The 21,559-nt window shown below is 70.8% G+C and carries 26 protein-coding genes; 11 read left to right on the top strand and 15 right to left on the bottom strand.

Annotated elements, in window-relative coordinates; all coding sequences use genetic code 11:
- Positions 1–38: 38 nt before the first annotated feature.
- The 6 genes from ACFC1W_RS06785 to ACFC1W_RS06760 are packed head-to-tail and all read right to left on the bottom strand — an operon-like array spanning position 39 to position 4,890.
- Positions 39–734 (bottom strand): RibD family protein, encoded by a 696-nt coding sequence (locus ACFC1W_RS06785; RefSeq protein WP_375990174.1) that lies wholly within the window; start codon positions 732–734, stop codon positions 39–41.
- Positions 731–1,693: a lysylphosphatidylglycerol synthase domain-containing protein gene (locus tag ACFC1W_RS06780; protein ID WP_375990172.1), complete on the bottom strand. Its 963-nt coding sequence runs from the start codon at positions 1,691–1,693 to the stop codon at positions 731–733. Before ACFC1W_RS06780 ends, ACFC1W_RS06785 begins: the two co-directional genes overlap by 4 nt.
- On the bottom strand, positions 1,690–2,499 hold the full coding sequence (locus ACFC1W_RS06775) for an SAM-dependent methyltransferase (protein WP_375990170.1): 810 nt from the start codon (positions 2,497–2,499) through the stop codon (positions 1,690–1,692). Before ACFC1W_RS06775 ends, ACFC1W_RS06780 begins: the two co-directional genes overlap by 4 nt.
- Entirely contained in the window at positions 2,496–3,527 is a 1,032-nt protein-coding gene (locus tag ACFC1W_RS06770; RefSeq protein WP_375990168.1) for a glycosyltransferase family 4 protein, read from the bottom strand. The genes ACFC1W_RS06775 and ACFC1W_RS06770 overlap by 4 nt, the downstream gene beginning before the upstream one ends.
- Positions 3,524–3,919, bottom strand: coding sequence for a 6-pyruvoyl tetrahydropterin synthase family protein (locus ACFC1W_RS06765; protein ID WP_375990165.1), 396 nt, complete (start codon positions 3,917–3,919; stop codon positions 3,524–3,526). The genes ACFC1W_RS06770 and ACFC1W_RS06765 overlap by 4 nt, the downstream gene beginning before the upstream one ends.
- Positions 3,916–4,890 (bottom strand): zinc-binding alcohol dehydrogenase, encoded by a 975-nt coding sequence (locus ACFC1W_RS06760; RefSeq protein WP_375990162.1) that lies wholly within the window; start codon positions 4,888–4,890, stop codon positions 3,916–3,918. The genes ACFC1W_RS06765 and ACFC1W_RS06760 overlap by 4 nt, the downstream gene beginning before the upstream one ends.
- 89 nt (positions 4,891–4,979) lie before the next feature.
- Here ACFC1W_RS06760 and ACFC1W_RS06755 point away from each other — a divergent pair, with 89 nt between their 5' ends.
- The gene (locus tag ACFC1W_RS06755) at positions 4,980–5,720 is read left to right on the top strand and encodes a CDP-alcohol phosphatidyltransferase family protein (RefSeq protein ID WP_375990160.1); all 741 of its coding nucleotides are present in this window, start codon (positions 4,980–4,982) and stop codon (positions 5,718–5,720) included.
- On the top strand, positions 5,717–6,109 hold the full coding sequence (locus ACFC1W_RS06750; RefSeq protein WP_375990158.1) for a hypothetical protein: 393 nt from the start codon (positions 5,717–5,719) through the stop codon (positions 6,107–6,109). Before ACFC1W_RS06755 ends, ACFC1W_RS06750 begins: the two co-directional genes overlap by 4 nt.
- Positions 6,110–6,117: 8 nt before the next feature.
- On the opposite strand, the gene ACFC1W_RS06745 is transcribed toward ACFC1W_RS06750, so the two are convergent.
- Entirely contained in the window at positions 6,118–6,354 is a 237-nt protein-coding gene (locus tag ACFC1W_RS06745; protein WP_375990155.1) for a hypothetical protein, read from the bottom strand.
- Positions 6,355–6,431: 77 nt separating this feature from the next.
- On the opposite strand from ACFC1W_RS06745, the gene ACFC1W_RS06740 reads away from it, so the two are divergent.
- Entirely contained in the window at positions 6,432–6,650 is a 219-nt protein-coding gene (locus ACFC1W_RS06740) for a hypothetical protein (protein ID WP_375990154.1), read from the top strand.
- Here ACFC1W_RS06740 and arr read toward each other — a convergent pair.
- Entirely contained in the window at positions 6,643–7,053 is a 411-nt protein-coding gene (gene arr / locus ACFC1W_RS06735; protein WP_375990151.1) for an NAD(+)--rifampin ADP-ribosyltransferase, read from the bottom strand. The two genes, ACFC1W_RS06740 and arr, sit on opposite strands and share 8 nt — an antisense overlap.
- The gene (locus ACFC1W_RS06730; RefSeq protein ID WP_375990148.1) at positions 7,050–7,541 is read right to left on the bottom strand and encodes a GNAT family N-acetyltransferase; all 492 of its coding nucleotides are present in this window, start codon (positions 7,539–7,541) and stop codon (positions 7,050–7,052) included. Before ACFC1W_RS06730 ends, arr begins: the two co-directional genes overlap by 4 nt.
- An 89-nt stretch (positions 7,542–7,630) precedes the next feature.
- Here ACFC1W_RS06730 and ACFC1W_RS06725 point away from each other — a divergent pair, with 89 nt between their 5' ends.
- From ACFC1W_RS06725 to ACFC1W_RS06715, 3 genes are all read left to right on the top strand, one after another.
- Positions 7,631–8,299: a VOC family protein gene (locus ACFC1W_RS06725; protein WP_375990145.1), complete on the top strand. Its 669-nt coding sequence runs from the start codon at positions 7,631–7,633 to the stop codon at positions 8,297–8,299.
- 62 nt (positions 8,300–8,361) lie between these two features.
- Positions 8,362–9,114 carry a MerR family transcriptional regulator gene (locus ACFC1W_RS06720; RefSeq protein WP_375990142.1) on the top strand — a complete coding sequence of 251 codons (753 nt, stop codon included), beginning with the start codon at positions 8,362–8,364 and terminating at the stop codon, positions 9,112–9,114.
- Between the two features lie 103 nt (positions 9,115–9,217).
- Complete coding sequence (locus tag ACFC1W_RS06715) at positions 9,218–9,775, top strand: small multidrug efflux protein (RefSeq protein WP_375990140.1); 558 nt, start codon at positions 9,218–9,220, stop codon at positions 9,773–9,775.
- 61 nt (positions 9,776–9,836) lie between these two features.
- On the opposite strand, the gene ACFC1W_RS06710 is transcribed toward ACFC1W_RS06715, so the two are convergent.
- From ACFC1W_RS06710 to ACFC1W_RS06700, 3 genes are all read right to left on the bottom strand, one after another.
- The gene (locus ACFC1W_RS06710; protein ID WP_375990137.1) at positions 9,837–11,069 is read right to left on the bottom strand and encodes an RNA polymerase sigma factor; all 1,233 of its coding nucleotides are present in this window, start codon (positions 11,067–11,069) and stop codon (positions 9,837–9,839) included.
- Between the two features lie 8 nt (positions 11,070–11,077).
- Complete coding sequence (locus tag ACFC1W_RS06705) at positions 11,078–11,464, bottom strand: YciI family protein (RefSeq protein WP_375990134.1); 387 nt, start codon at positions 11,462–11,464, stop codon at positions 11,078–11,080.
- Positions 11,465–11,582: 118 nt separating this feature from the next.
- Complete coding sequence (locus ACFC1W_RS06700; RefSeq protein WP_375990131.1) at positions 11,583–11,810, bottom strand: RNA-binding S4 domain-containing protein; 228 nt, start codon at positions 11,808–11,810, stop codon at positions 11,583–11,585.
- 114 nt (positions 11,811–11,924) lie between these two features.
- Here ACFC1W_RS06700 and ACFC1W_RS06695 point away from each other — a divergent pair, with 114 nt between their 5' ends.
- The 3 genes from ACFC1W_RS06695 to ACFC1W_RS06685 all read left to right on the top strand — a co-directional run bounded on the left by ACFC1W_RS06695 (position 11,925) and on the right by ACFC1W_RS06685 (position 15,065).
- Positions 11,925–12,728 (top strand): N-formylglutamate amidohydrolase, encoded by an 804-nt coding sequence (locus tag ACFC1W_RS06695; RefSeq protein WP_375990129.1) that lies wholly within the window; start codon positions 11,925–11,927, stop codon positions 12,726–12,728.
- A complete protein-coding gene (locus ACFC1W_RS06690; RefSeq protein ID WP_375990126.1) occupies positions 12,725–13,933 on the top strand; it encodes a flavohemoglobin expression-modulating QEGLA motif protein in 1,209 nt (402 codons plus the stop codon). The genes ACFC1W_RS06695 and ACFC1W_RS06690 overlap by 4 nt, the downstream gene beginning before the upstream one ends.
- Positions 13,934–14,021: 88 nt before the next feature.
- Complete coding sequence (locus ACFC1W_RS06685) at positions 14,022–15,065, top strand: glutathione synthetase (protein ID WP_375990123.1); 1,044 nt, start codon at positions 14,022–14,024, stop codon at positions 15,063–15,065.
- Between the two features lie 31 nt (positions 15,066–15,096).
- Here the strand turns inward: ACFC1W_RS06685 and ACFC1W_RS06680 are convergent, their stop codons facing one another.
- Together ACFC1W_RS06680 and ACFC1W_RS06675 are read right to left on the bottom strand one after the other, a co-directional pair.
- Complete coding sequence (locus ACFC1W_RS06680) at positions 15,097–16,014, bottom strand: serine hydrolase (RefSeq protein WP_375990120.1); 918 nt, start codon at positions 16,012–16,014, stop codon at positions 15,097–15,099.
- Between the two features lie 66 nt (positions 16,015–16,080).
- Positions 16,081–18,045 (bottom strand): M13 family metallopeptidase, encoded by a 1,965-nt coding sequence (locus tag ACFC1W_RS06675; protein ID WP_375990117.1) that lies wholly within the window; start codon positions 18,043–18,045, stop codon positions 16,081–16,083.
- 114 nt (positions 18,046–18,159) lie between these two features.
- On the opposite strand from ACFC1W_RS06675, the gene ACFC1W_RS06670 reads away from it, so the two are divergent.
- Positions 18,160–19,485, top strand: coding sequence for an MATE family efflux transporter (locus tag ACFC1W_RS06670; RefSeq protein ID WP_375990114.1), 1,326 nt, complete (start codon positions 18,160–18,162; stop codon positions 19,483–19,485).
- A gap of 22 nt (positions 19,486–19,507) precedes the next feature.
- Here the strand turns inward: ACFC1W_RS06670 and ACFC1W_RS06665 are convergent, their stop codons facing one another.
- Positions 19,508–20,143, bottom strand: a complete 636-nt coding sequence (locus ACFC1W_RS06665; protein ID WP_375990111.1) for a TrmH family RNA methyltransferase — start codon at positions 20,141–20,143, stop codon at positions 19,508–19,510.
- A 70-nt stretch (positions 20,144–20,213) separates the two neighbouring features.
- Here ACFC1W_RS06665 and ACFC1W_RS06660 point away from each other — a divergent pair, with 70 nt between their 5' ends.
- Complete coding sequence (locus ACFC1W_RS06660; RefSeq protein ID WP_375990108.1) at positions 20,214–21,551, top strand: Nramp family divalent metal transporter; 1,338 nt, start codon at positions 20,214–20,216, stop codon at positions 21,549–21,551.
- The last annotated feature ends 8 nt before the right edge of the window (positions 21,552–21,559 follow it).

Here is a 21,559-nt window from a genome sequence, read left to right as displayed (position 1 = left end):
CGCTGCGGAGCCCTCCTCCGGCCGCACCGGCCCCGAGGTCACGCCCCGCCGCCATCGAACCGGTCCGAGAGCGCGTAGCGCAGCAGCACCACGTCGGCGATCTGCCGCGCTTCGGCGAGCCGGGCGCGCCGGTGCGCCGTCCACGGGAAGGTGCCTGCGCCGACGAACCGCGGTGCCAGCGACTCCCCCACGAAGAACGGCGCGATCACGAGCTGCAACTCGTCGGCGATCTCCTCGACGAGGAACTGAGTGTGCATGCGCCCGCCGCCCTCGACCATCAGCCTCTCGACGCCGCGATCGCCGAGGTCGGCCACCACGTCGCGCATCGCCACCGTCTCGCCGAGCACCACGACCGTCGCCGCCCCGCCGAGCGTGCGCGTGATCCGCTCGCCCTCCGACCGCGGACAGTAGACGATCTTCTCGACATCTCCGGCGGTGAAGAAGGCGGAGTCGGCCGAGAGATCACCGCTTGCCGTGACGGTGACCTTCACGGGCGAGGCCGTGAGCCCGGCATCCAGCCGCTGCTGCTGCCGTTCCTCGCTGCGCACCAGCAGGCGGCAGTCGTCGCGGCGCACCGTCGACGCACCGACCATGATCGCGTCGCTGGCGGCGCGCAGCTGGTCGACCCGGTCGAAATCCTCGGCGTTCGACATCGCGAGGCGCTGGGGCGTCTCGGTGTCGAGATAGCCGTCGATCGACATGGCGCAGCTCAGGGTGACGTACGGCCGGCTCATGACACCGTCTCCTGAGCCCCGCGGCGCCGACGTACGAGGGAGACCGCGACGATCGCGGCGCCGGGCGCGAGGGCGATCGTCGCCAGCGCGCCGTACGCGGTCGCCGCCGTCAGCCCCGCGGCGGCCCCGACGCCCACGGCGCCGAACGCCCACGCCGCCGCGCCCTCTCTGGGGCCCCAGCCCCCGATGCTCAGCGGGATGGACGACGCGAGCACGGCGATCACGGCCGCGGCGCCCACGCGTTCGGCGGGCGCGTCGATGCCCACGGCGGCGCAGGCGACGAGGAACGTCGCGACATGTGCGACCACGACGACCGTCGACGACGCCACGACGCCGAGGACGGCGCCGGGCGTCGCGAAGGCTCCGCGCAGCATCGCCCATTCGCGCCCCAGCGCGGAGCGCGCTCGGCGATTCGCCGCGGCGATCGTGAGCGCCGCGATCGCGAGCATCACCGAGACCAGCAACACGGTCATGGCCGGACTGTAGGCCGAGAATCCGATCGCCGCCAGCACCCCGACGGCCAGCACGAGCTGCACCGCCTGCCCCGCCGCCCGTTCCGCGGCCACAGCCCGGGCCGCCTGGGCCAGCTGATCGACGCTGCGCCCGTGCGCCACGGCCCGGTGCACGTCGCCGACGACCCCGCCCGGCAGCACGGTGTTGAGGAACTGCGAACGGTAGTAGGCGCCGATCGACTCGAGCCATCCGAGCCGCAGTCCCAGGCGTCCGGCCAGGATGCGCCACCGCCACGCGGCTGCCGCGGTCGCGGCTGCCGCGAGCAGGACGGCCGCTCCGATGGCGGCGGGCGACACCGCCGCGAAACCCCGGACGAACGGCTCCGCGCCGACCGCGGCGACGATCGCCACCAGGACGACGAGGCCGATCGCGGCGCGGATCCACGAACCCCACCGCGCCGCGGAGGCGGTCGGGGAGCCCGTCCCCGGGCGCGTGACCACGGTCATGGCCACGCCAGCAGATCCTCGTGGTGCACGATCACGCGCAGTCGCCCGGCGGCGAGCTGGGCGGAGCGGCTCCGGCTGTACTCCTCCGCCCACTCCCGCAGTGCAGGGCGCTCCGCCACGGCCGCGGCGAGCCAGCCGTCCAGCCACTCCGCGATGAGCGGACGGTCCGCGCTGGACAGCGACCAGGGCGAGTCCGCGACCCTCACCGACCAGCCGCGCGACCGGAACAGGTCGGCCGCGACGACGACGGCATCCGGTCCGAGCAGGCGTCGTCCCTCGACCACGCGCCGCTGATGGTCATTGAACGCCGCCTCGAACACCCGGTCGCCGGGGTCGAGCGGGTCCAGCTCGACGCGGCCGTTCACCGTCAGGCCGAACAGCGCGGGACCTCCGACGGCGACGCACGCGTCGACGATGGCCTCCACCTCATCTGCAGCGAGCACGTCGAGCAGGGCGGATGCCGTCACGAGCGACGCGCCCTCGATGTCGGCGGCGCGCAGGTGCTCGAGTTCACCCACACGGGTCCGCATCGTTGTCGGGCCGCCGTCGGCGTCGTGCACGTCGGCCCGCGCCGCGTGCTCGAGAAGCGCCGGGTTCCAGTCGTGCAGCACCCACGTCTGCGGTCCCGGTAGAAGCGGTGCGAGCCAGCGCACCATCGACCCCGTGCCGCTGCCGAGGTCGTGCACGGTGAGCGGGGGTCGCAGCATCCGTGCCGCCCTCGTCGCCAGCGCTCGCGAGCGCGACTCCGCGTCGGCTCGCTCTCGCAGAGTCAGCCAGTCGGCGGACACCGGGATGACGACACTCACGTCAGTCCCGCCAGCGTCTGGTCGATCGTGCGCGCCGTCTCACGCCACGACGGGCGGTCGGGGGCGGAACGCCGCGCCGCGGCCGACAGACGTGCGCGCAGCCCTGGGTCCTCGATCCAGCGCCGCAGCGCGAAGCCGAGCGCCGTCGGGTCGCCGGGCGGCACAAGGATCGCCGCGTCTTCGGGCTGCGCGGCCTCCGGAAGACCTCCGACGCGGGAGGCGATGACCGGGATGCCGCGCCGCAGCGCGTCGCCGACGGCGATGCCGTAGCTCTCGGTGCGCGACGGGGCGATCAGCAGATCCGCGCGCGCGTACGCGGCGTCGAGGTCGTCGGGGGGCAGCACGCCCGCCCACGCGATCCGCTGCGAGAGGCCGGCGCGCGCGGCATCCGCCTCCAGCCTCTCGGCGAAGCCGCGATCGGAGTCGAGCGAACCCGCGATCGTGCACGACCACGACGGGTCGGCGGCGAGCCCTGCGAGCGCCTCGAGCAAGGTGTCCTGCCCCTTGTGAGGAGCGACGACGCCGACGCAGAGCAGCGAGCCGCCGGTGGTGGTGCCCGCCGCGGGCGCCGCCCTGTCGGCACCGGGAGTCGCCACCACGATGCGGTCGGCCGGGCTGAGGCACCGCCGGACGAGTTCGTCGCGCGCCCACTCGCTCGTCGCGATCACACGGTGCGCGTGCGCCAGGGCCGCGCGCTCCCCCTCGACCATGCGCGGGTCGGCGTGCTCGAACGCGTCGGCCACCATGTGCACGAGCACCGCGATCCGCAGCCGCCGGGCGGCGGCCTCGACCGCAGCGGAGGCGCCGATCGCGACCAGCCCGTCCACGAGCACGAGAGCATCGTCCGGCACGCCGTCGAAGGGGTCGCCGGGGGCGTCGGGCGCGACTTCCACCGGGTGCACGACCCACCCCATCCGCCGCAGCTCCGCCTCGACGTGCTGGTCGAAGACGTTCCCGCCGCTCACCCGCTGCGGATCGGCGACCCCGTGGGGGACGACGAACCACACGACAGGCGGGGCTGCGGTCACAGCGTCACCTCGTACGACGCCCAGGCGACGTGCGACTCGCGCAGCGTGACCTCGATCGCCGAGACCGTTCCTCCACCCAGCTCGCCTGCGCGCACAGCCACGACGAGCCGATCGGCCACCACCTTGCACAGCCGCTCGGTCGTGGTGTTCACCCCGGAGAACTCGGGCTCCTCGTCGAGATTGCGGTACGACAGCGTCGACAGGATGCCGCGCAGCGCCTCGGTGGCCCGCCCGATGTCGACCACCAGGCCGTCGGCGTCGAGGTCCGCCGCGCGGAAGGTGGCGTCGACGACGTAGGTGGCGCCATGCAGGCGCTGGGCCGGGCCGAACACCTCGCCTGCCAGGCTGTGGGCGATCATCATGTGGTCACGGACGGTCAGCGAGTAGGTCATGCAGAGTCCCTCCAGTCGATCGTGTGGCAGAGCCCGGGCGACGAACCGCCGGCGATCCCGGCCATGACGGCGGGAAGTTCGCGCCACGACGACTCGCCGGTGAGCAGGTGGTCGAAGCCGGGATCCTGCAGCAGGCGCAGGGCGAGTTCCAGGCGGTCGCCGGTCGAACGCGTGCCTCGCCGGCGCGGCGAGACCATGCCGACCTGGCTGGAGCGGATCGTCAGCCGGCGGGAATGGAAGTCGCCGCCGAGCTGCAGGCTCACCGGGCGATCGCCGAACCAGCTCGCCTCGATGATCTCGCCCTCGGTCGCGGCGCTCTCGATCGCCAGCTGCAGACCTTCGCCCGCACCGCTCGTGTCGATCACGACGTCCTGGTCGACGGGGGCTGCTCCGGGGTGGGCATAGGTCACGCCCAGCCGCTCGCACACAGCGGCCTTCGCGCGATCGACGTCGACGACCGTGACGGTGAGACCCGGGATGCCGGATGCCACCCGGGCGAGCGCGCACCCGATCATGCCCGCGCCGACGATCATGAGCCGATCGCCGACCAGGGGCGCGGCATCCCACAGGATGTTCACCGCGGTCTCGACCGCCCCCGCGAGCACCGCCCGGCGCGGCGGGACACCGTCAGGCACGACCGCGACCGACCGCTCCGGCACGACGTAGGACGACTGGTGCGGGTAGAGGGCGAACACCGTCCGGCCCCGCAGACGATCCGGACCCTGTTCGACGGTGCCGACATTGAGGTAGCCGTACTTGACCGGCCCGGGGAATTCGCCCTGCTGGAACGGGGCGCGCATGCGCTCCCGCTCGGTCTCGGGCACCTCACCGCGGAACACCAGCGACTCCGTGCCCCGGCTGACGCCCGTGTACAGCGTGCGGACGCGCACTTCACCGGGCTGCGCGTCCGCGACCGGCTCCTCGCGCAGCGCCCCCCGCGCGGGCGCCTCGACCCAGAAAGACGTGGCCATCGTCACCCTCGCACCGCGATCGATTGAACCGAGGCACTCCCCCGATACGTGTAACCGGTGGTATCCATGACGGAGGAACGGAGCTCCCCATGCCGAAGGTTCATCTCGCTCCGCTCTCGTCGGTGGTGGCGGGGGTCCTCGGCCTGTCCGCGGTCGCGCTCGTCTCCCCGCTCTCAGCAGCCGGATGGGCCGCCGGGCTCCTCTACCTTGTCGTCTCGAACGCTCTGCTCGCCAGGGGGTTGCAGACACGCGGGATGTCGGCCTTCGGGTGGGGGAACTGGACGACGGCCGGCCGCTCGACCCTCGTCGCCCTGGTGACCGCGCTCGTCGTGACGTCGTTCTCGTCGCCGGTCTCGCTTCCTCTGCTCATCGTCATGGCGAGCGTCGCGCTGGTGCTGGACGCCGTCGACGGCTGGCTCGCGCGCCGCACGCACAGCGAGACCGAGCTCGGGGCACGGTTCGACATGGAGGTGGATGCCTTCCTCCTGCTGGTCCTCAGCCTCTACGTCTCGCAGCTGCTGGGCGGGTGGGTCGTCGCGATCGGACTGCTGCGGTACGCGTTCGTCGTCGCGGGCCTGTTGCTGCCCTGGATGCGGGCGACCCTGCCACCGCGGTACTGGCGCAAGGTCGTCACGGCTTACGCCGGCGTGGCGCTCACTGCCGCGGCATCCGATCTCCTGCCGTTCTGGGCGGGGACCGCACTGGTCGCCGTCGCACTCGCGCTGCTGCTCGAGTCGTTCGCACGGGATGTGCTGTGGCTGGTCGCACGGCGCCCGGCCGTCACCACCCGCGCTGAAGCGGGTCATCGAAGGAATGGAGTGGACGCATGAACGAAGGCACTCGACGGGGGCTGTGGGCTCTCCGCATCTTGAGCGCCGTCTTCCTCCTCGCCGCCGGAGGGATCCATCTGTACCTGGTCTTCAACGGCGTCGGCGGCATCCTCGGCGTGATGTTCGTGCTCAACGCGATCGCCGCGCTCGTGCTCGCGATCGCCGTGGTCGCTCTGCGCGGGCGGCTGCTGCAGCTGGCGACGGTGCTCAGCCTGCTGTTCCTGATCGCGACGCTCGGCGCGCTGCTCTTGGCGCTGACGGTCGGTCTGTTCGGCATCACCGAGACGTGGGACTTCATGCTGGTGCCCGAGACCGTGATCGTCGAGTCGATCGGGATCGTGGTGCTCGCGGCGACGACCGTCGCCGTGTTCCGCAAGCCGCGGGAGTGAGGGGCGGTTCAGGGACTCTCGGTGTGGTGCGGCGCAGCCGCGTCGACCGCCTGGGCCGGCTCGGGGCCGGGGCCTCGGGCCGGCCAGACCACCAGCAGGAAAGCCGCAATGGGGCCGAAGAACACCGTCAGCACGAACCACGTGAGCGCCGAGCGGTTCCGCGTGCGCGCGTAGCCTCCGGCCAGGAGCGCCACGGTGATCCACAGCGCCGAGAGCATTCCCGTCACAGACGGATCCGATTCCATTGCGCGAACGTATCGCACTCCCCGCACGGGGGCAGCGACTGTCCCCGGAGTCTCTGTGAATAGGGCATGCTCGGGGTGTGGCGGGCGCTCCCTCTGGTTTCGAGTTCACCGTCCGTGGCGACGTCGTCGAGATCCGTCACCACGGACGACCCGCGACGACCCTGCGGAACGCCGCGGCAGCGAGGTTCCTCTCCGATGTCGAGCGCGGCGACCCGCAGCAGGTGATGGCGCGGGTGACCGGCAACTACAAGCGCGGGAACGAGCGGACGGTGCATCGCCCCCGCGGCGTCAGTTGATGATCTCGCCCCGCTCGTCGGCGCGCAGGACGGCGAGGCGTTCGTGCCACTGCTGGAGGGCTTCGGGCGTCAGCCGCATCCAGGCGTCGGTCTCGCCGGTCACCCGGAGCGGCGCGCTGCTCCGGTAGGACCGGGTCGGGTTGCCGGGGAACTTCTTGTCGGTGACGTTCGGGTCGTTCTCGAACTCGCCGATCGGCTCGACGATGTACACGCGAGGGGCCGCGTCGCCGGGCGCGAGCTCCGCCGCCAGCCCGGCGCCGTCCGGCAGAGCCGTGAAGTAGATGTGATTCATCACCACTTCCGGCCGATAGTTCGAACGGAATCCCGGGGTCAGCAGATCGCCGACGTGCAGGTCGGCCTTCGTGCCATGGAAGAACGGGCCTTCGTCGAGCGGTTCGGTCATCGAGACAGCCTGCGGGATGCGGGCGAAGGGTTCAAGGGTGGCCTGTCGGCGCGGAAGAGCACGAGGCTTTCGTGATCGGCCTTCGCGCCGAGGATAGCCGGAAGCCGAGCGATCTCCTCGAAGCCGAAGTCGGCGTGCATCCGCATCGACGCCGCGTTGTCGTCGTCGGTGAAGTAGTAGACCGTGCCGGATCGTTCCCAGATCCACTCGATCCTCGCGCGCGTGATGGCGCGTCCGACACCGCGGCGCCGGTGGTCCGGGTGCACGCTCACGCCGCCGAGGTAGTAGCCGGCGGGCGCTTCGCCGTCGGGATCCGTTTGATGGTGGGTCTTGCCCACCCCGACGATCGTGCCGCCGACAGCGGCGACGGCCACGTATCTGTCGGCGCGGGGCTCGAGGGTCGCGGCATCCCACGCGCGCCGTCCGCACGCAGCATGCACGGCGTTCACTGCCTCGAGGTCGTCGGGCACAGCCGGCCGGATCAGCACTCCGCCGAGCGTACCGTCCGCAGCCCCGCGGTGGGGAACGTCCGTGCCTCGGAGTACCGTGGGGCCCGCACGAGATCGAAGGAGTTCTCATGGGTGAGTCGACCGCAGAGTCAGAGTGGGTCTCCGCCGCCGAGTTCCACCGGGCGCAGGGCGTCGCGGACTGGCGCGTCACCGGGTCAGGTCCACAGGCTGTCTTCACCTCCACCTCGCTGGCTCATTCAGCCCGCTTGGTCGACCCAGTCGTCGCGGCAGCAGAACGATTCGGCGTGCTGCCCGACATCGACGTGCGCCCCGAGGGCGTGGTCGTGCGCGTCGCGTTCGGCGACGAGGGCATTCCCGCCGGCGCGACCGGCTTCGCGGCCGCAGTGTCCGAGGCCGCCACCGGCCTCTCGCTGACGGCCGACCCGTCGCGCGTGCAGTCGGTCGGCATCTATGTCGCACAGCACTCGCAGGTCGACGCGCGCCCGTTCTTCACCGCCGCGCTGGGCTATCAAGATCTCGGCGACACGGATGCCGTCGACCCGCTGCGCCGCGGGCCTCAGCTCGCTTTCAACCCGATCACCGGCGACACGCCCAGCCGCGGGAGGACCCACTTCGACGTGTTCGTGCCGGCCGACCAGGCTCAGGCACGAGTGGACGCCGCCCTCGCGGCCGGCGGGCGACTGGCCGACGATTCGCACGCACCCGCGTGGTGGTCGCTCGCGTCGCCCGACAACCACGGTGTCGACATCGCCGCCTGGACCGACACGTACGACTGACCCCTGATCGGTCGCCCTCGCCACCAGAGGTCGGTACGGTGGGGGCATTCGAGGAGTGGGTCGTGGCCTGGAGCACACGAGAGCTCGCCAATCTGGCGGGGACGACGGTGAACACCATCCGGCACTATCACCGGCTGGGACTGCTCGAGGTGCCGGAGCGCGAGGACAACGGCTACAAGCAGTACGAGGTGCGTCACCTGGTGCGACTGCTGCGCATCCGCCGGCTGACCGACCTCGGCGTGCCGTTGTCGCAGATCGGCACCGTCACGGCCGGTGAGGACAGCACGCCCGACGCGTTGCGCGAGATCGACGCGGACCTCGCGACGACCATCGAACGACTCCAGCAGGCACGTGCCGACATCGCGGTCATTCTGCGCGACGGCGCGCCCGCCGACACCCCCGCCGGCTTCGAGGCGGTGGCCTCGAAGCTGTCCGAGGCCGACAGCTCGATCATCCACATCTACAAGAAGCTGTACGACGACGACGCGCTCGCCGATCTGCGAGCGATGGTCGACGGCGACGACGACGTCCTCGGAGCGGAGATCGCCGCGCTCCCCGCGGACGCGGACGAAGCGAGCCGGGCGATGCTCGCCGAGCGGCTCGCGCCGATCATCGCGCAGATCATGACCGACTACCCATGGATCTCGGACCCGGGGGCGCACCTGTCACGGAGTCCTCTCGCCACGAAGGAGACCTTCATCGAGGCGATGGTGGAGCTGTACAACCCCGCGCAGCGCGACGTCATCGCCCGCGCCAGCATCCTCGCCCACGCGCAGCTTCGCGACGGAGCGGACGAGGGCGAAGACGACACCTGAGCGCACATTTCTCACAGCGTTTGACCATGTTCCGAGAACACGGCTTCTACTGAGCATCCGTCGGGGACGGACCCCGACATCGATCTCAGCAAGGAGTCGTTTCGTGAACCCCATCGAGGAGCTCGTCCTCAACTTCCAGAACCTGGTGGCTCAGGTGCCCGAATTCGTTCAGCCTTTCATCGTCCTGCTCGCCGGCGCCGTCCCCTTCATCGAAGGCGAGGGCGCGGCGATCATCGGCGTCGTCGGCGGCATCCTCCCGATCGTCGCCGCGATCGCAGCGGCAGTGGGCAACTTCCTCAGCGTGCTCATCGTGGTGCTGCTCAGCTCCCGTGCCCGTTCTGCCGTCCTCGGCCGCCAGAGCGCGCATGCCGTCGCCACCGTGCGAGGCGCCGGCGCCGTGACGACCCTGGAGGCCCCGCCTGCCAGGCCCGAGTCGAAGGGCCGCCTGCGCTTCAAGAAGTGGCTCGACCGCTTCGGCGTTCCCGGGGCCAGCATCCTCGGCCCGCTCGCCATCCCCACGCAGTTCACCGCCGCGATCCTCATCGCCGGAGGCACGTCCCGGTCCTGGGTGCTGCTGTGGCAGGGCGTCGCGATCGCGCTGTGGACGACCGTCGGCACGATCTCGGTCTGGCTCGCACTCCAGCTCGTCGTCTCGATCTGAGTGCGCGGCCCTGGCGCCCTGCACCTGATCTCCCAGGCGGGCGGCGGCCCGGGACCTCCCGTCATCCGGCGAGCTGGTCGCGGCGGCGCGTGAGGTAAGCGCGCTCGGCGGGGTTCCCGGCCAGGTCGAGGGCTCGGTCGTAGGCGACGCGGGACTCGACGCTCCGCCCGACCCGCCGCAGCAGGTCGGCGCGTGCGGCGTGGTACGCGTGGTACCCGCCGAGTGCACTGCCGAGTCGGTCGATCTCGGCGAGGGCGACGTCGGTGCCGTCCACCTCAGCCACCGCGATCGCTCGGTTGAGGAGCACGATCGGTGACGGGTCGACCCTGGCGAGCCGGTCGTACAGGACGAGGATCTGCGGCCAGTCGGTGTCGCGCGCGGTCGGGGCGTCCGTGTGCACCGCGTTGATCGCCGCAAGCAGCTGATATCGACCCGGCGGATCCGCGCCCGCGGCCACTGCGGCGATGCGGGCGCGGACGAGTGACTGTCCCTCGACGATCAGCGCCCGGTTCCACGCGCCGCGGTCCTGTTCGTCGATGGTCACCAGTTCGCCGGACTGCGACACGCGAGCGGGCCGCCGGGCGTCGGTGAGGAGCATCAGGGCGAGGAGACCCGCCACCTCGCCCTCCTCCGGGAGGAGGGCGTGCAGGAGACGGCCCAGCATGATCGCCTCCTCGGTCAGCTCGGCGCGCATCGGCTCGTCGCCGGCGGAGGCGAGGTATCCCTCGTTGAAGATGAGGTAGATCACGGTGAGCACGCCGTCGAGCCGCTCGTGAAGGTCCGACGGCGACGGCACACGGTACGGAACCCGGGCCGCCCTGATCTTCGCCTTCGCCCGGGTGATCCGCCGCGCCATCGTGGTCTCGGGCACGAGGAAGGCGTGGGCGATCTGCGGCACCGTGAGCCCGCCGAGCAGGCGCAGCGTCAATGCGACGCGCGCCTCCAGGGCGAGGGCCGGGTGGCAGCAGATGAAGACCAGCCGGAGCCGGTCGTCCTCCACCATTCCGGTCGGGTCGGGAGGAGTGTCATCCGAGAGCATCTGAGCCGCCCGATGCTTGTCGTCGCGATGGGACTCACGACGCAGCCTGTCGATCGCCTTCCGCGTCGCGGTCGTGGTGAGCCACGCACCGGGGTTAGGGGGCACGCCGTCGCGCGGCCACCGCTCCACGGCGGCGACGAACGCCTCGGCCGCTGCGTCTTCGGCGATGTCCAGATCGCCGAAGCGACGGGCGAGACCCGCCACAAGCCGCGCCCACTCCTCCCGGTGGGCGCGGGCGACGACGTCGTCGACCACGCGCGGCGTCACCCGCCGTCGGACGCGTGGCGTTCGACGATCTCGGTCATGTCGGAGGGGAAGCGGTGGACTTCCTGCGGCCAGTCGAGCGCGACGGCGAGGCGTCCGGCCCAGTAGCGTGCGGCGTCATCGTCGGCCACCTCAACGACGGTGAACCCGCCGAGGTGCTCCTTCGATTCGACGAACGGCCCATCGGTGAAGAACGCCGTGCCGTCCTTGTTCACGACGTGGAAGACCGCTGTCGAGGCGTCGATCCCGCCTTCGGCGAAGAGATAGACACCGGCGGCCTTCATGTCGTCCGTCACCACGCGTGAGGCCTCGCTCTTGCTGCGCAGCTCGTCGGCGGTGTGTTCGGGGACCCACTCGTCGTTGAATGCGATCAGGTACTTCGGCACTGTCGTGTCCTTTCGTCGGGACGGGAGCCGGTCGTGACTCTCGGTCGCGGTGGCCCGGATGGGACCGCACACTTCATCTACGAACGACGATGGTCGAATACGACACCCTCCCGGAGATTCACGGGCAGACGCGAAACCGACGGCCCTCGAAGCCGACGACGTCGCCGTGCTGCAGCTGACGTCCGCGGCGGCGATCGACCTCGCCGTTCACCGAGACGAAGCCGTCGATGATGGCTTCCTTGACATCGCCGCCCGAGTCGAGCACCCCGGCGAACTTCAGGAACTGCCCCAGGCGAATACCGTCGCTGCCGATCGAGACGTCGTCGATCGGGGCCGGATTGGTCATGTCGGAATGCTAACCGACGTGCACCCACCGACGCCGTACGCTCCCCTCTGCCCATATCCGCCGGTTCTGTCAAGCGCTTGTGACCCGGACAGCCACGCGGCGACACTGAAACCCATGACCCAGACGGAGCGACCCCCGTTCGAGTTCATCGGCCAGTGGGACGGGCAGTTCGTGGCCACCGCGATCCACAACGGCCACGATGTGCGGCCGGATCTCGCCGCGGAGTTCGCGCTGCCCGAACCGGATCGGCTGCGTGAGGAGGACCCGCACACGGACCGGATCGGCGCACTCATCCCCGCCCGCGTCGTCGTGCACCGGTCACGGTTCGAGGTCGATCTCAACCGCGCCCGCGACGAGGCCGTCTACCGCTCGTCGGAGGACGCCTGGGGACTCGAGATCCTGCGGCACCCGCCGCTGGCAGACGATCTCGTCGCCGGTTCGCTCGACGTCTACGACTCCTTCTACGCCGAGCTCGGCAGGCGCCTCGACGAGGTGGCGGCGCGAGGCCCGTTCGTCGTGTTCGACGTCCACTCCTACAACCACCGGCGCGACGGCGCCGACGCCGACCCGGCACCGGCCGAAGAGAACCCCGAGGTCAATGTCGGCACCGGCTCGCTGGACCGCGAGCGGTTCGGCGGAGTCGTGGATGCTTTCATCGACGCGCTCCACGGCGCACGCACCTCGACCGGACCCCTTGATGTGCGCGAGAACGTGCGCTTCCGCGGGCGCCAGCTCGCCGCGTGGACGCATGCCCGTTACCCGGACCGAGCGGTGGTGCTCGCGCTCGAGTTCAAGAAGACCTTCATGGACGAGTGGACCGGCGAGGCCGACTTCGGCCGCGTCGACGAGCTCGCGCGTGCTCTGGCGGAGACGACGCCGGCGGTGGAGGCATCCCTCCACCATCTGGTGGGCGTATGACGCCGAACGACCTGAGCGACGCTGTCGGACCGGAGACGAGCGCGATCGAAGCGGGCACGTTCTCGCCCGCCGATCTCGCGGCCGACCACGCCATGGCCTCCTTGGCCGGCACGGTGCGGTTCCTCCTCGAGATGACGCCCGTGAACGCCGATGAGGTGCGGGCCGCATTCCTCGCCGATCCGCGGACCGATCCGGTGTTCGAGTACCGCGAGCTCGACGTGGATCCCGACGTGCTCGATGCCCAGGTCGCCGCGATTCCGCTCGACGCCGTGACGGACGCCACCCTCGCCACGCTGCTCGCGAACCGGCACCGCGAGATGATCCTCCGGGTCGAGATGCTGCGTGCACGCGACACCGCCGACTTCCTGCAGCTCTCGATCGCCCAGTACGGGGCGGTGCTGCCGGCCCTCGTGCAGCGTGCGGAGGACCTCCTGGAGCGCCTTCCGCGCGGACGCTTGGAGTACGACTCGGTGGATGCTGCGGCATTTCTCGCCGCAGCCCAGGCGGAGATCGACCACTACCGGTCGATCGACCCCGACGTCGGAATCCACGCGGAGATCCGCGACGACGTGTCGGGCGTCCTCGTCGAGGGCGACACGCTGCTCATCTCGCACAACGCCTCGGTCGCCGGCGCGCGTGTCAACGCGCTCCTTCAGCACGAGGTGGGCACGCACCTCGTCACCCAGGTGAACGGCTCGGCGCAGCCGATCCGCATGATGGGTTCGGGGCTCGCCCACTACGACGAGACGCAGGAGGGTCTGGCGGTGCTCGCCGAGATCGCGTGCGGCGGCCTCACCGTCGCCCGGCTGCGTCAACTCGCCGCCCGCGTCGTCGCCGTGCACTCGATGGTCGGCGGCGCCAGCTTCGTCGAGACGCACCGCGTGCTCACCGGCTATGGTCTGCCGGCCGGCAGCGCGTACACGGTGGCCATGCGCGTGTACCGCGCCGGCGGCTTCACGAAGGACGCGATCTACCTGCGCGGGCTCCTCGCGCTCCTGGAGCACGTGGCGGGCGGCGGTTCGCTCGATCTCCTGTTCCTGGGCAAGTTCTCGCTGGAGGACCTCCCGCTGGTCGAGGACCTCGCGCAGCGGGGGCTCCTGGTTCCCGCGAAGATCACGCCGCGCTACCTCGCCGACCCTGCGGCCGGCGACCGGTTGCGGGATGCCGCCCGAGCAGACGACCTGCTCGCCCTGGTGAACGCGTAGTGTCCAGCTGACGACGGTGTCACCCCGCCGGTGACGATCCAACACACGGCCTCACCACCGCTGAGCGCCGTCGAAGAGGGGGAGAGCAATGAAGATCGGTTTCGTCGTGAACGACATCGCCACAGAGAAGCCGGAGTACACCACGACCCGGCTGGCGATGGCCGCCACCAAGCTGGGGCACGAAGTGTTCCTCCTCGGGCAGCGCGACTTCGGGTACGAGCCGGACGGCTCGTTGTGGGCGTACGTCGCCACACCCGAGCACAACAAGGCCTACCGCTCGCTCGAGCGATACCTCGAAGACGTGCAGAGCGCGACGCGCACCCGAGTGGGCATCGACGACCTGGATGTGGCCATGCTCCGCGCCGACCCGGCCACCGACGCGCTGGAGACTCCGTGGACGAACACGGCGGGACTCGCGTTCGGCCGGATGCTCGCCGAGAACGGCGTGCTCGTGGTCAACGAGCCGCGTTCCCTGGCCGAGGCGATGTCCAAGGCGTACTTCCAGTACTTCCCCGAGGCGGTGCGGCCCCGCACGATGATCAGCCGCGACGAGGACCGGGTGCGCGAGTTCATCTCCGAACTCGGCGGTCGCGCCGTGCTCAAGCCGCTGCAGGGGTCCGGCGGCTCCGGCGTGTTCCTGGTGAACATGAAGGAGGAGCCCAACATCACCCAGATCGTCGAGGCGATCTCGCGGGACGGCTACGTCGTCGCGCAGGAGTACCTGCCCGCGGCGACCGACGGCGACGTGCGCATGTTCGTCATGAACGGCCAGGCACTCGAGGTCGACGGCGCGTACGCCGCTTTCCGCCGCAGGCCGGGCGAGACCGACGTGCGCTCGAACATGTCGGCGGGCGGGAAGGCGGAGGCCGTGAAGGTCACCGACGAGATGCTGGGGCTGGTCGAAGCCGTGCGACCGAAGCTCGTGGCCGACGGGCTGTTCCTCGTCGGCCTCGACATCGTCGGCGACAAGCTCATGGAGGTCAACGTCTTCTCGCCGGGCGGCCTCGGCTCGTGCGCGGCGCTCTACGGGGTGGACTTCGCCGCCGCCGTCATCGACGATCTCGAGCGCAAGCTCGCGATCCGCGAGCACTACGGTTCGGAGCTCTTGAACATCCAGCTCGCCACCATGTGACGCGACGCGCCACCGGCAGGCCGGCACCCGGTCAGAACACGTACTCCATCAGTTCGACGCCCAGCGTGCGGAACGCCTCGTGCGCCCGCATGCGGTGGTAGATCGACAGATCGTCGAAGCACACGATCAGTGCGTAGGAGACACCGGCGCGCGGACCGGCGAGCACTCCCGCCTCCACGCGGATGCCGGCATCCCGCCCCGTCTTGTTGATGAAGAGCAGTCCGTGCTCGTCGTTCTCGTGCGAGAACGGGTCGAGTCCCGTCGCCGATGCCACGAGCGACAGGTCGTGGTTCAGACTCAGCCACTCGGCGACCTGCGCGCTCACGCTCGCCGACACGACCTGCGAGTTGACGAGCGCCGCGAAGACCTCGGCGAGCTCGCGTGCCGACCCGAGCGCGAAATGCGGCGCGTCGTCGGGGCCGCGCACGTCGCGGAAGCGGTCGAGCAGGGCGGACCGAGACAGCCCCATCCGTTCGATGCGCGCACGCACCGCCGAGATGCCCACCCGCGCCAGCAGCGCGTTGGCGGCGAGTGCGTCGCCCGTCGAGGCCGTCAGCACAGCGAGGTCGGACAGCGGCAGCGCCGGCGCCTTCAGATGCTGCCAGACGCCGCTGACCGTGACCGGTTCGACATACGAGCGGTCGATGATCTCGAGCGGATCGAGCGTGCCGGCCTCGAAGCCGGCGGCCACCTCGATGAGGAGCGGGACCACCCCGAGTCCCGCCACCGGCAGGGTGACGAAGTCGTCGCCCGCGAGCACCGATCCGCCCCGGTCGAGGTCGGTGATGCGCACCGAGATCTTGGCGCCGGATGCGGCGAGGTCGTCGAGCGCCTTCAGCGTCGACGTGAATGATCGGCGTCCGACCGCCGCCCTCCTCGGCGGTCTTCTGCTGGTGCTCCGTCGCGACCCCCGCAGCGACTCGGCATCCCTTCTGGGCTCAGTGCCCACGGGTGGGTTCCTTCCAGTGGAATCGGGTGGGTGAGCACGCGTCCCCAGGACGCGCACGGGTACATCTCACCAGATCGTGACGCGCTGCTCCTCATCGAGCCACAGGGCGTCCGATTCGGTCACGCCGAACGCGTCGTAGAACGCGTCGATGTTGCGCACGATCTGGTTGCAGCGGAACTCGTTCGGGGAGTGCGGGTCGATCGTCAGCAGGCGGATGCTCTCGGCATCCCGCGCCTTCTGCTGCCAGATCTGGCCCCAGCTCAGCAGCAGGCGCTGAACACCGGTGTACCCGTCGATCACGGGCGCCTCCTCGCCGCCGAGCGAGATCTCGTACGCCTTGAGCGCGATGCCGAGGCCGCCCAGGTCGCCGATGTTCTCGCCGATCGTGAGCGAGCCGTTGACCTTGTGGTCGCCGTCCAGGCCCTCCGGCGTGAGCTCGTCGTACTGCGCGATGAGGTTCTTGGTGCGCTCCTCGAACGCCGCACGGTCGTCGTCTGTCCACCAGTCGCGCAGCGAACCGTCGCCGTCGAAGCGGCTGCCCTGGTCGTCGAACCCGTGGCCGATCTCGTGGCCGATGACCGCGCCGATGCCGCCGTAGTTCGCCGCGGCGTCGCGGTCCGACTCGAAGAACGGGAACTGCAGGATCGCCGCAGGGAAGACGATCTCGTTCATCAGCGGGTTGTAGTACGCGTTGACCGTCTGCGGCGTCATGTACCACTCGTCGCGGTCGATCGGCTGGCCGACCTTCGCGAGCTGGCGGTCGTGCTCCCACACGTGGGCGCGACGCACGTTGCCGACGAGGTCGGTCGCATCGATCTCGAGCGACGAGTAGTCCTTCCACTTCACCGGGTAGCCGATCTTGGGCGTGAAAGCGTCGAGCTTCGCGAGCGCGCGCTCGCGGGTCTCGGGCGTCATCCACTCCAGGTCGGTGATCGACCGGCGGTAGGCCTCGATGAGGTTCGCGACCAGCTCGTCCATCGCGGTCTTCGACGCCGGCGGGAAGTGACGCTCGACGTAGACCCGTCCGATCGCCTCGCCCAGAGCCGCCTCGGCGAGCGCGACGCCGCGCTTCCACCGCTCGCGGTTGACGGGCACGCCGGTGAGCTGGGTGCCGTAGAAGGCGAAGTTCTCGTCGACGAACTCATCGGACAGGAATGCCGCCGAGCCGTGCACGATCGACCAGCGCAGCCACGCCTTCCAGTCGTCGAGCCGCTCGTCGGTCAGGAGCGCGCCGAGGCCCTCGAGGAAGCTCGGCTGGTAGACGTTGACTTCGGCGAACGCGTCGGGGTGCGCCGGGGCGATCCCCTCGAGCCACGGCGCCAGGTCGACGCCGGCGAGCGTCTGCACGTCGGCCCACGGCTTCAGGTTGTACGTGGCGACCGCGTCGCGGCTGCGCACGTTGTCCCAGTGGTGGGTGGCGAGCTCGGTCTCGAGCGCGAAGATGCGATCAGCGGATGCCGCGGCCTCGGCCACGCCGGCCAGCTCGAGCATCTTCTGCACGTGCGCGCGGAACGCGGTGCGCGTCGCCTCGAAGTTCTCGAGGCGGTAGTAGCTCTCGTCGGGCAGCGACAGGCCGCCCTGGATGACGAACGGCACGTAGCGCTGCGGGTTGCCGGGGTCGGGCTCGATGTAGAGGTGCACGACACCTGCGACCCCGTCGCGCTCGAGCTCGCCCACGGTGCGCAGGAACGAGGCGATCGAGTCGATCTCGTCGACCCGCGCGAGCTGGTCGGCGAGAGGCGCGGCGCCGAGGGCGGCGATGCGCTCGGTGTCCATGAAGCTCGTGTAGAGGTCGCCGATCTTGCGGGCCTCGGTACCCGGCTCGGCCGTCTGCGACTCCTCGACGATCGCGTGGACGTCTTTCTCGGCCTGCTCGGCGATGAGGTGGAACGAGCCCCAGCGTGCCTTGTCTTCGGGGATCTCGGTGCGTTCGAGCCACGCGCCGTTGACGTGACGGAAGAGGTCGTCCTGCGGGCGGATCTCAGCGCTGAGCTCGTCGAGCGCGAGACCGGATCGGGGGGCGTCGGTCATGCGTTCCACAATATGCGCCCCCGCCCCCAGGGAGAGTTGTTCACAGAACCAATCCGGGCTGTGACCGCATTGTGATGACCGGCCGGCGTCGCCGAGCGCACCTAGGCTCGAGGGGTGACGAGCCTGCCCGACACGCTGAACCGCGACATCCTGCGGCTCGCGGTCCCTGCGCTGGGCGCTCTCGTGGCCGAGCCCCTGTTCCTCATCGTCGACTCCGCCCTGGTGGGGCACCTCGGGATCACACCGCTCGCGGGCCTCGGCATCGCGTCGGCGGTGCTGCAGACGATCGTCGGGCTCATGGTGTTCCTGGCGTACTCGACGACCCCGGCCGTGGCACGGCGCTTCGGCGCCGGCGACCCGTCGCGCGCCGTCTCGGTCGGCATCGACGGCATGTGGCTCGCGCTCGGCATCGGTGGCGTGCTCGCCCTGATCGGCTATGTCGCGACGCCCTTCCTCGTCGGGCTGTTCGGAGCGACGCCGCTCGTCTCCGAGCAGGCCGAGATCTACCTCGGCATCTCGATGTGGGGCCTTCCGGCCATGCTCATCGTGTTCGCTGCGACCGGTCTGCTGCGCGGCATGCAGGACACCGTGACGCCGCTGTGGATCGCCGGCATCGGGTTCGCCGCCAACGCCCTGCTCAACTGGCTGTTCATCTACGGCGTCGGCTGGGGCATCGCCGGATCGGCGGTCGGCACCGTCCTCGCGCAGTGGGGCATGGTGGCCGCGTATGTCCTGGTCGTCGCCCGGCTCGCGCGGCGGCACGCGGCATCCGTCCGCCCTCAGCGCGAAGGGGTGCGCGGGTCGGCGCGCTCCGGCGGCTGGCTCTTCCTGCGCACGGTGTCGCTGCGCGTCGCCCTCCTCGCGACGGTCGCGGTCGCGACGGCGCTCGGCACCGGCGAGCTGGCCGGCTGGCAGGTCGCGTTCACGATCTTCTCGACCGCCGCGTTCGCGCTCGACGCGCTGGCGATCGCCGCACAGGCGCTCATCGGCAAGGGCCTCGGTGCCGAAGACCGTCCGATGGTGAAGCGCGTGCTCGCCCGCACACTGGCATGGGGCGCCTGGTTCGGCCTCATCGTGGGCGGCGTCATCGGGGCGTTCTCGGGCGTGATCGGCCTGCTGTTCACCGGTGATCCGCAGATCGCCGCGCTCGTTCAGCCCGCGCTGATCGTGCTTGCCGTGGCGCAGCCGATCTGCGGCGTCGTCTTCGTGCTCGACGGCGTGCTCATCGGTGCGGGCGATGCGCGGTACCTCGCCCTCGCCGGCGTGCTCAACCTGGTGCCGTACGCTCCCGCGCTCGTTCTCATCGGGATGCTCCAGCCGCACGGCGCCGCGGGCCTGGCCTGGCTGTCGGTCGCGTTCTTCGGCGTGTACATGCTGGCCCGCCTGGCCACACTCGGCTGGCGGGTGCGCGGCACGGCCTGGATGGCGATCCCCGCCTGACCGGCGGGCGCTCGGCTGCGGCTCACGCCCAGCGGCGGCACCACTCGTACATGACCACGGCCCCCGCCGCGCTGGCGTTGATCGACCGGGTCGACCCGTATTGGGTGATCTCGACCACAGCGGATGCCGCGGCCACCGCCTCGGGCGACAGCCCCGGACCCTCCTGTCCGAACAGCAGCACGCAGCGCTCCGGCAGGTCGGCGCGGTCGAGCGGCACCGATCCGGCGACGTTGTCGATCGCGATCACCGGGAGCGATGCGGCAGCCGCCCACTCCGTGAACGCCGCCACACTCTCGTGGTGACGCACGTGCTGGTACCGGTCGGTGACCATCGCCCCGCGCCGGTTCCAGCGGCGCCGGCCGACGATGTGCACCTCGGCCGCGAGGAACGCATTCGCGCTGCGCACGATCGAGCCGATGTTCATGTCGTGCTGCCAGTTCTCGATCGCGACGTGGAAGCCGTGCCGTCGCTGATCGAGGTCGGCCACGATCGCGTCCATGGTCCAGTAGCGGTACGCGTCGATCACGTTGCGGGCGTCGCCGTGGGCGAGCAGCTCGGGGTCGTAGCGCGGATCGTCCGGCCAGGCCTCCGGCCCTCCGGGCCACGGCCCCACCCCGACCGGCAGCGTCGGCTCGGGGGCGTCGTCGGGGGCGGTCACCGGCTCAGGCTATCCGCAGTACGCAGGAGTCGATCTTTTCGGTCGACCGAAATCCGGGTATGGTTTCGGCATGCCGAAAAATCCCGTCGACGTCGATCGGATGCCGCCGCCCACGCCCGCGCGGGCGAGCGGCCCTCCCACGACCCGGCGGGCGGCATGGCTGATCGGTCCCGCCCTCGTCGCCGGCGTCGCCTATCTCGACCCGGGCAACGTCGCCAGCAACATGACAGCCGGTGCCGTCTACGGCTACCTCCTGGTGTGGGTCGTCGTGCTCGGCAACGTGATGGCGTGGCTCATCCAGTACCTGTCGGCGAAGCTCGGGATCGTCACGGGGCAGAGCCTGCCCGAGACGCTCGGCCGCCGCATCCGCAACCCCTGGGGCCGCCGCGCCTACTGGCTGCAGGCCGAACTCGTCGCGATGGCGACCGACATCGCCGAAGTCATCGGCGGCGCGGTCGCGCTCAACCTGCTGTTCGGAGTGCCGCTGCTCTGGGGCGGGCTGATCACCGGCGTCGTCTCGATCGTGCTGCTGCTCATCCAGTCGCGCCGGGGGGCGCGCACGTTCGAGTTCGTGGTCATCGGCCTCGTCGTCATCATCGCGATCGGCTTCACGTACGGGGTGTTCGTCGCTCCGCCCGACCCGGCCGGCGTCGTCGCAGGCCTGGTGCCGCGCTTCGAGGACACCGGCTCGGTGCTGCTGGCCGCGTCGATCCTCGGTGCGACGATCATGCCGCACGCGATCTACGCCCACTCCGCGCTCGCGCGCGACCGCTTCGCGCCCACCCTCCCGCGCAGCGGCGATGCGTCGCCCGGCCCCCGCATCGAGGCGCCCCTCGACGAGCTGCGCGGCATCGGCACCGCCCGCCTGCTGCGCGCGACCAAGTGGGACGTCACGATCGCGATGCTCATCGCCGGCACGGTGAACCTCTGCATCCTGCTGCTCGCCGCCGCGAACCTCGCCGGTGTCCCCGGCACCGACACCCTCGAGGGCGCGTACGCCGCGCTCGACACCGGCCTGGGCCCCGCCGTCGCCACGCTCTTCGCCGTCGGCCTGCTCGCGAGCGGCCTGGCGTCGACTTCGGTCGGGGCGTACGCGGGAGCCGAGATCATGCACGGCCTGCTGCACATCCGGGTGCCGCTGCTCGCCCGCCGGCTGGTGACGCTGATCCCGGCGCTCGTCATCCTCGCCGCGGGCATCGACCCGACGCTCGCGCTCGTGCTGAGCCAGGTCGTGCTGTCGTTCGGCATCCCCTTCGCGCTGATCCCGCTCCTCGCTCTCACCGCGAAGTCCGACGTCCTGGGGCGGTTCCGCAACCGCGCGCTGACGACGGTCGCGGGGATCGCGGCATCCGTCTTCCTCATCGCGCTGAACGGGATCCTGCTGTGGCTGGTGCTCACGGGTTCGTGACGGCCCGC

This window comes from Microbacterium sp. NPDC056003, assembly GCF_042274785.1.
GTDB lineage: Bacteria > Actinomycetota > Actinomycetes > Actinomycetales > Microbacteriaceae > Microbacterium.
The sequence above is the reverse complement of the archived record's forward strand: the minus strand, read 5'-3'. Positions and strand labels throughout refer to the sequence as shown.

Coding starts and splice junctions, on each gene's coding strand:
- ACFC1W_RS06785 (WP_375990174.1), bottom strand. CDS start 734: ATGAGCCGGCCGTACGTCACCCTGAGCTGCGCCATGTCGATCGACGGC.
- ACFC1W_RS06780 (WP_375990172.1), bottom strand. CDS start 1,693: ATGACCGTGGTCACGCGCCCGGGGACGGGCTCCCCGACCGCCTCCGCG.
- ACFC1W_RS06765 (WP_375990165.1), bottom strand. CDS start 3,919: ATGACCTACTCGCTGACCGTCCGTGACCACATGATGATCGCCCACAGC.
- ACFC1W_RS06760 (WP_375990162.1), bottom strand. CDS start 4,890: ATGGCCACGTCTTTCTGGGTCGAGGCGCCCGCGCGGGGGGCGCTGCGC.
- ACFC1W_RS06755 (WP_375990160.1), top strand. CDS start 4,980: ATGCCGAAGGTTCATCTCGCTCCGCTCTCGTCGGTGGTGGCGGGGGTC.
- ACFC1W_RS06750 (WP_375990158.1), top strand. CDS start 5,717: ATGAACGAAGGCACTCGACGGGGGCTGTGGGCTCTCCGCATCTTGAGC.
- ACFC1W_RS06745 (WP_375990155.1), bottom strand. CDS start 6,354: ATGGAATCGGATCCGTCTGTGACGGGAATGCTCTCGGCGCTGTGGATC.
- arr (WP_375990151.1), bottom strand. CDS start 7,053: ATGACCGAACCGCTCGACGAAGGCCCGTTCTTCCATGGCACGAAGGCC.
- ACFC1W_RS06725 (WP_375990145.1), top strand. CDS start 7,631: ATGGGTGAGTCGACCGCAGAGTCAGAGTGGGTCTCCGCCGCCGAGTTC.
- ACFC1W_RS06700 (WP_375990131.1), bottom strand. CDS start 11,810: ATGACCAATCCGGCCCCGATCGACGACGTCTCGATCGGCAGCGACGGT.
- ACFC1W_RS06695 (WP_375990129.1), top strand. CDS start 11,925: ATGACCCAGACGGAGCGACCCCCGTTCGAGTTCATCGGCCAGTGGGAC.
- ACFC1W_RS06690 (WP_375990126.1), top strand. CDS start 12,725: ATGACGCCGAACGACCTGAGCGACGCTGTCGGACCGGAGACGAGCGCG.
- ACFC1W_RS06685 (WP_375990123.1), top strand. CDS start 14,022: ATGAAGATCGGTTTCGTCGTGAACGACATCGCCACAGAGAAGCCGGAG.
- ACFC1W_RS06675 (WP_375990117.1), bottom strand. CDS start 18,045: ATGACCGACGCCCCCCGATCCGGTCTCGCGCTCGACGAGCTCAGCGCT.
- ACFC1W_RS06660 (WP_375990108.1), top strand. CDS start 20,214: ATGCCGAAAAATCCCGTCGACGTCGATCGGATGCCGCCGCCCACGCCC.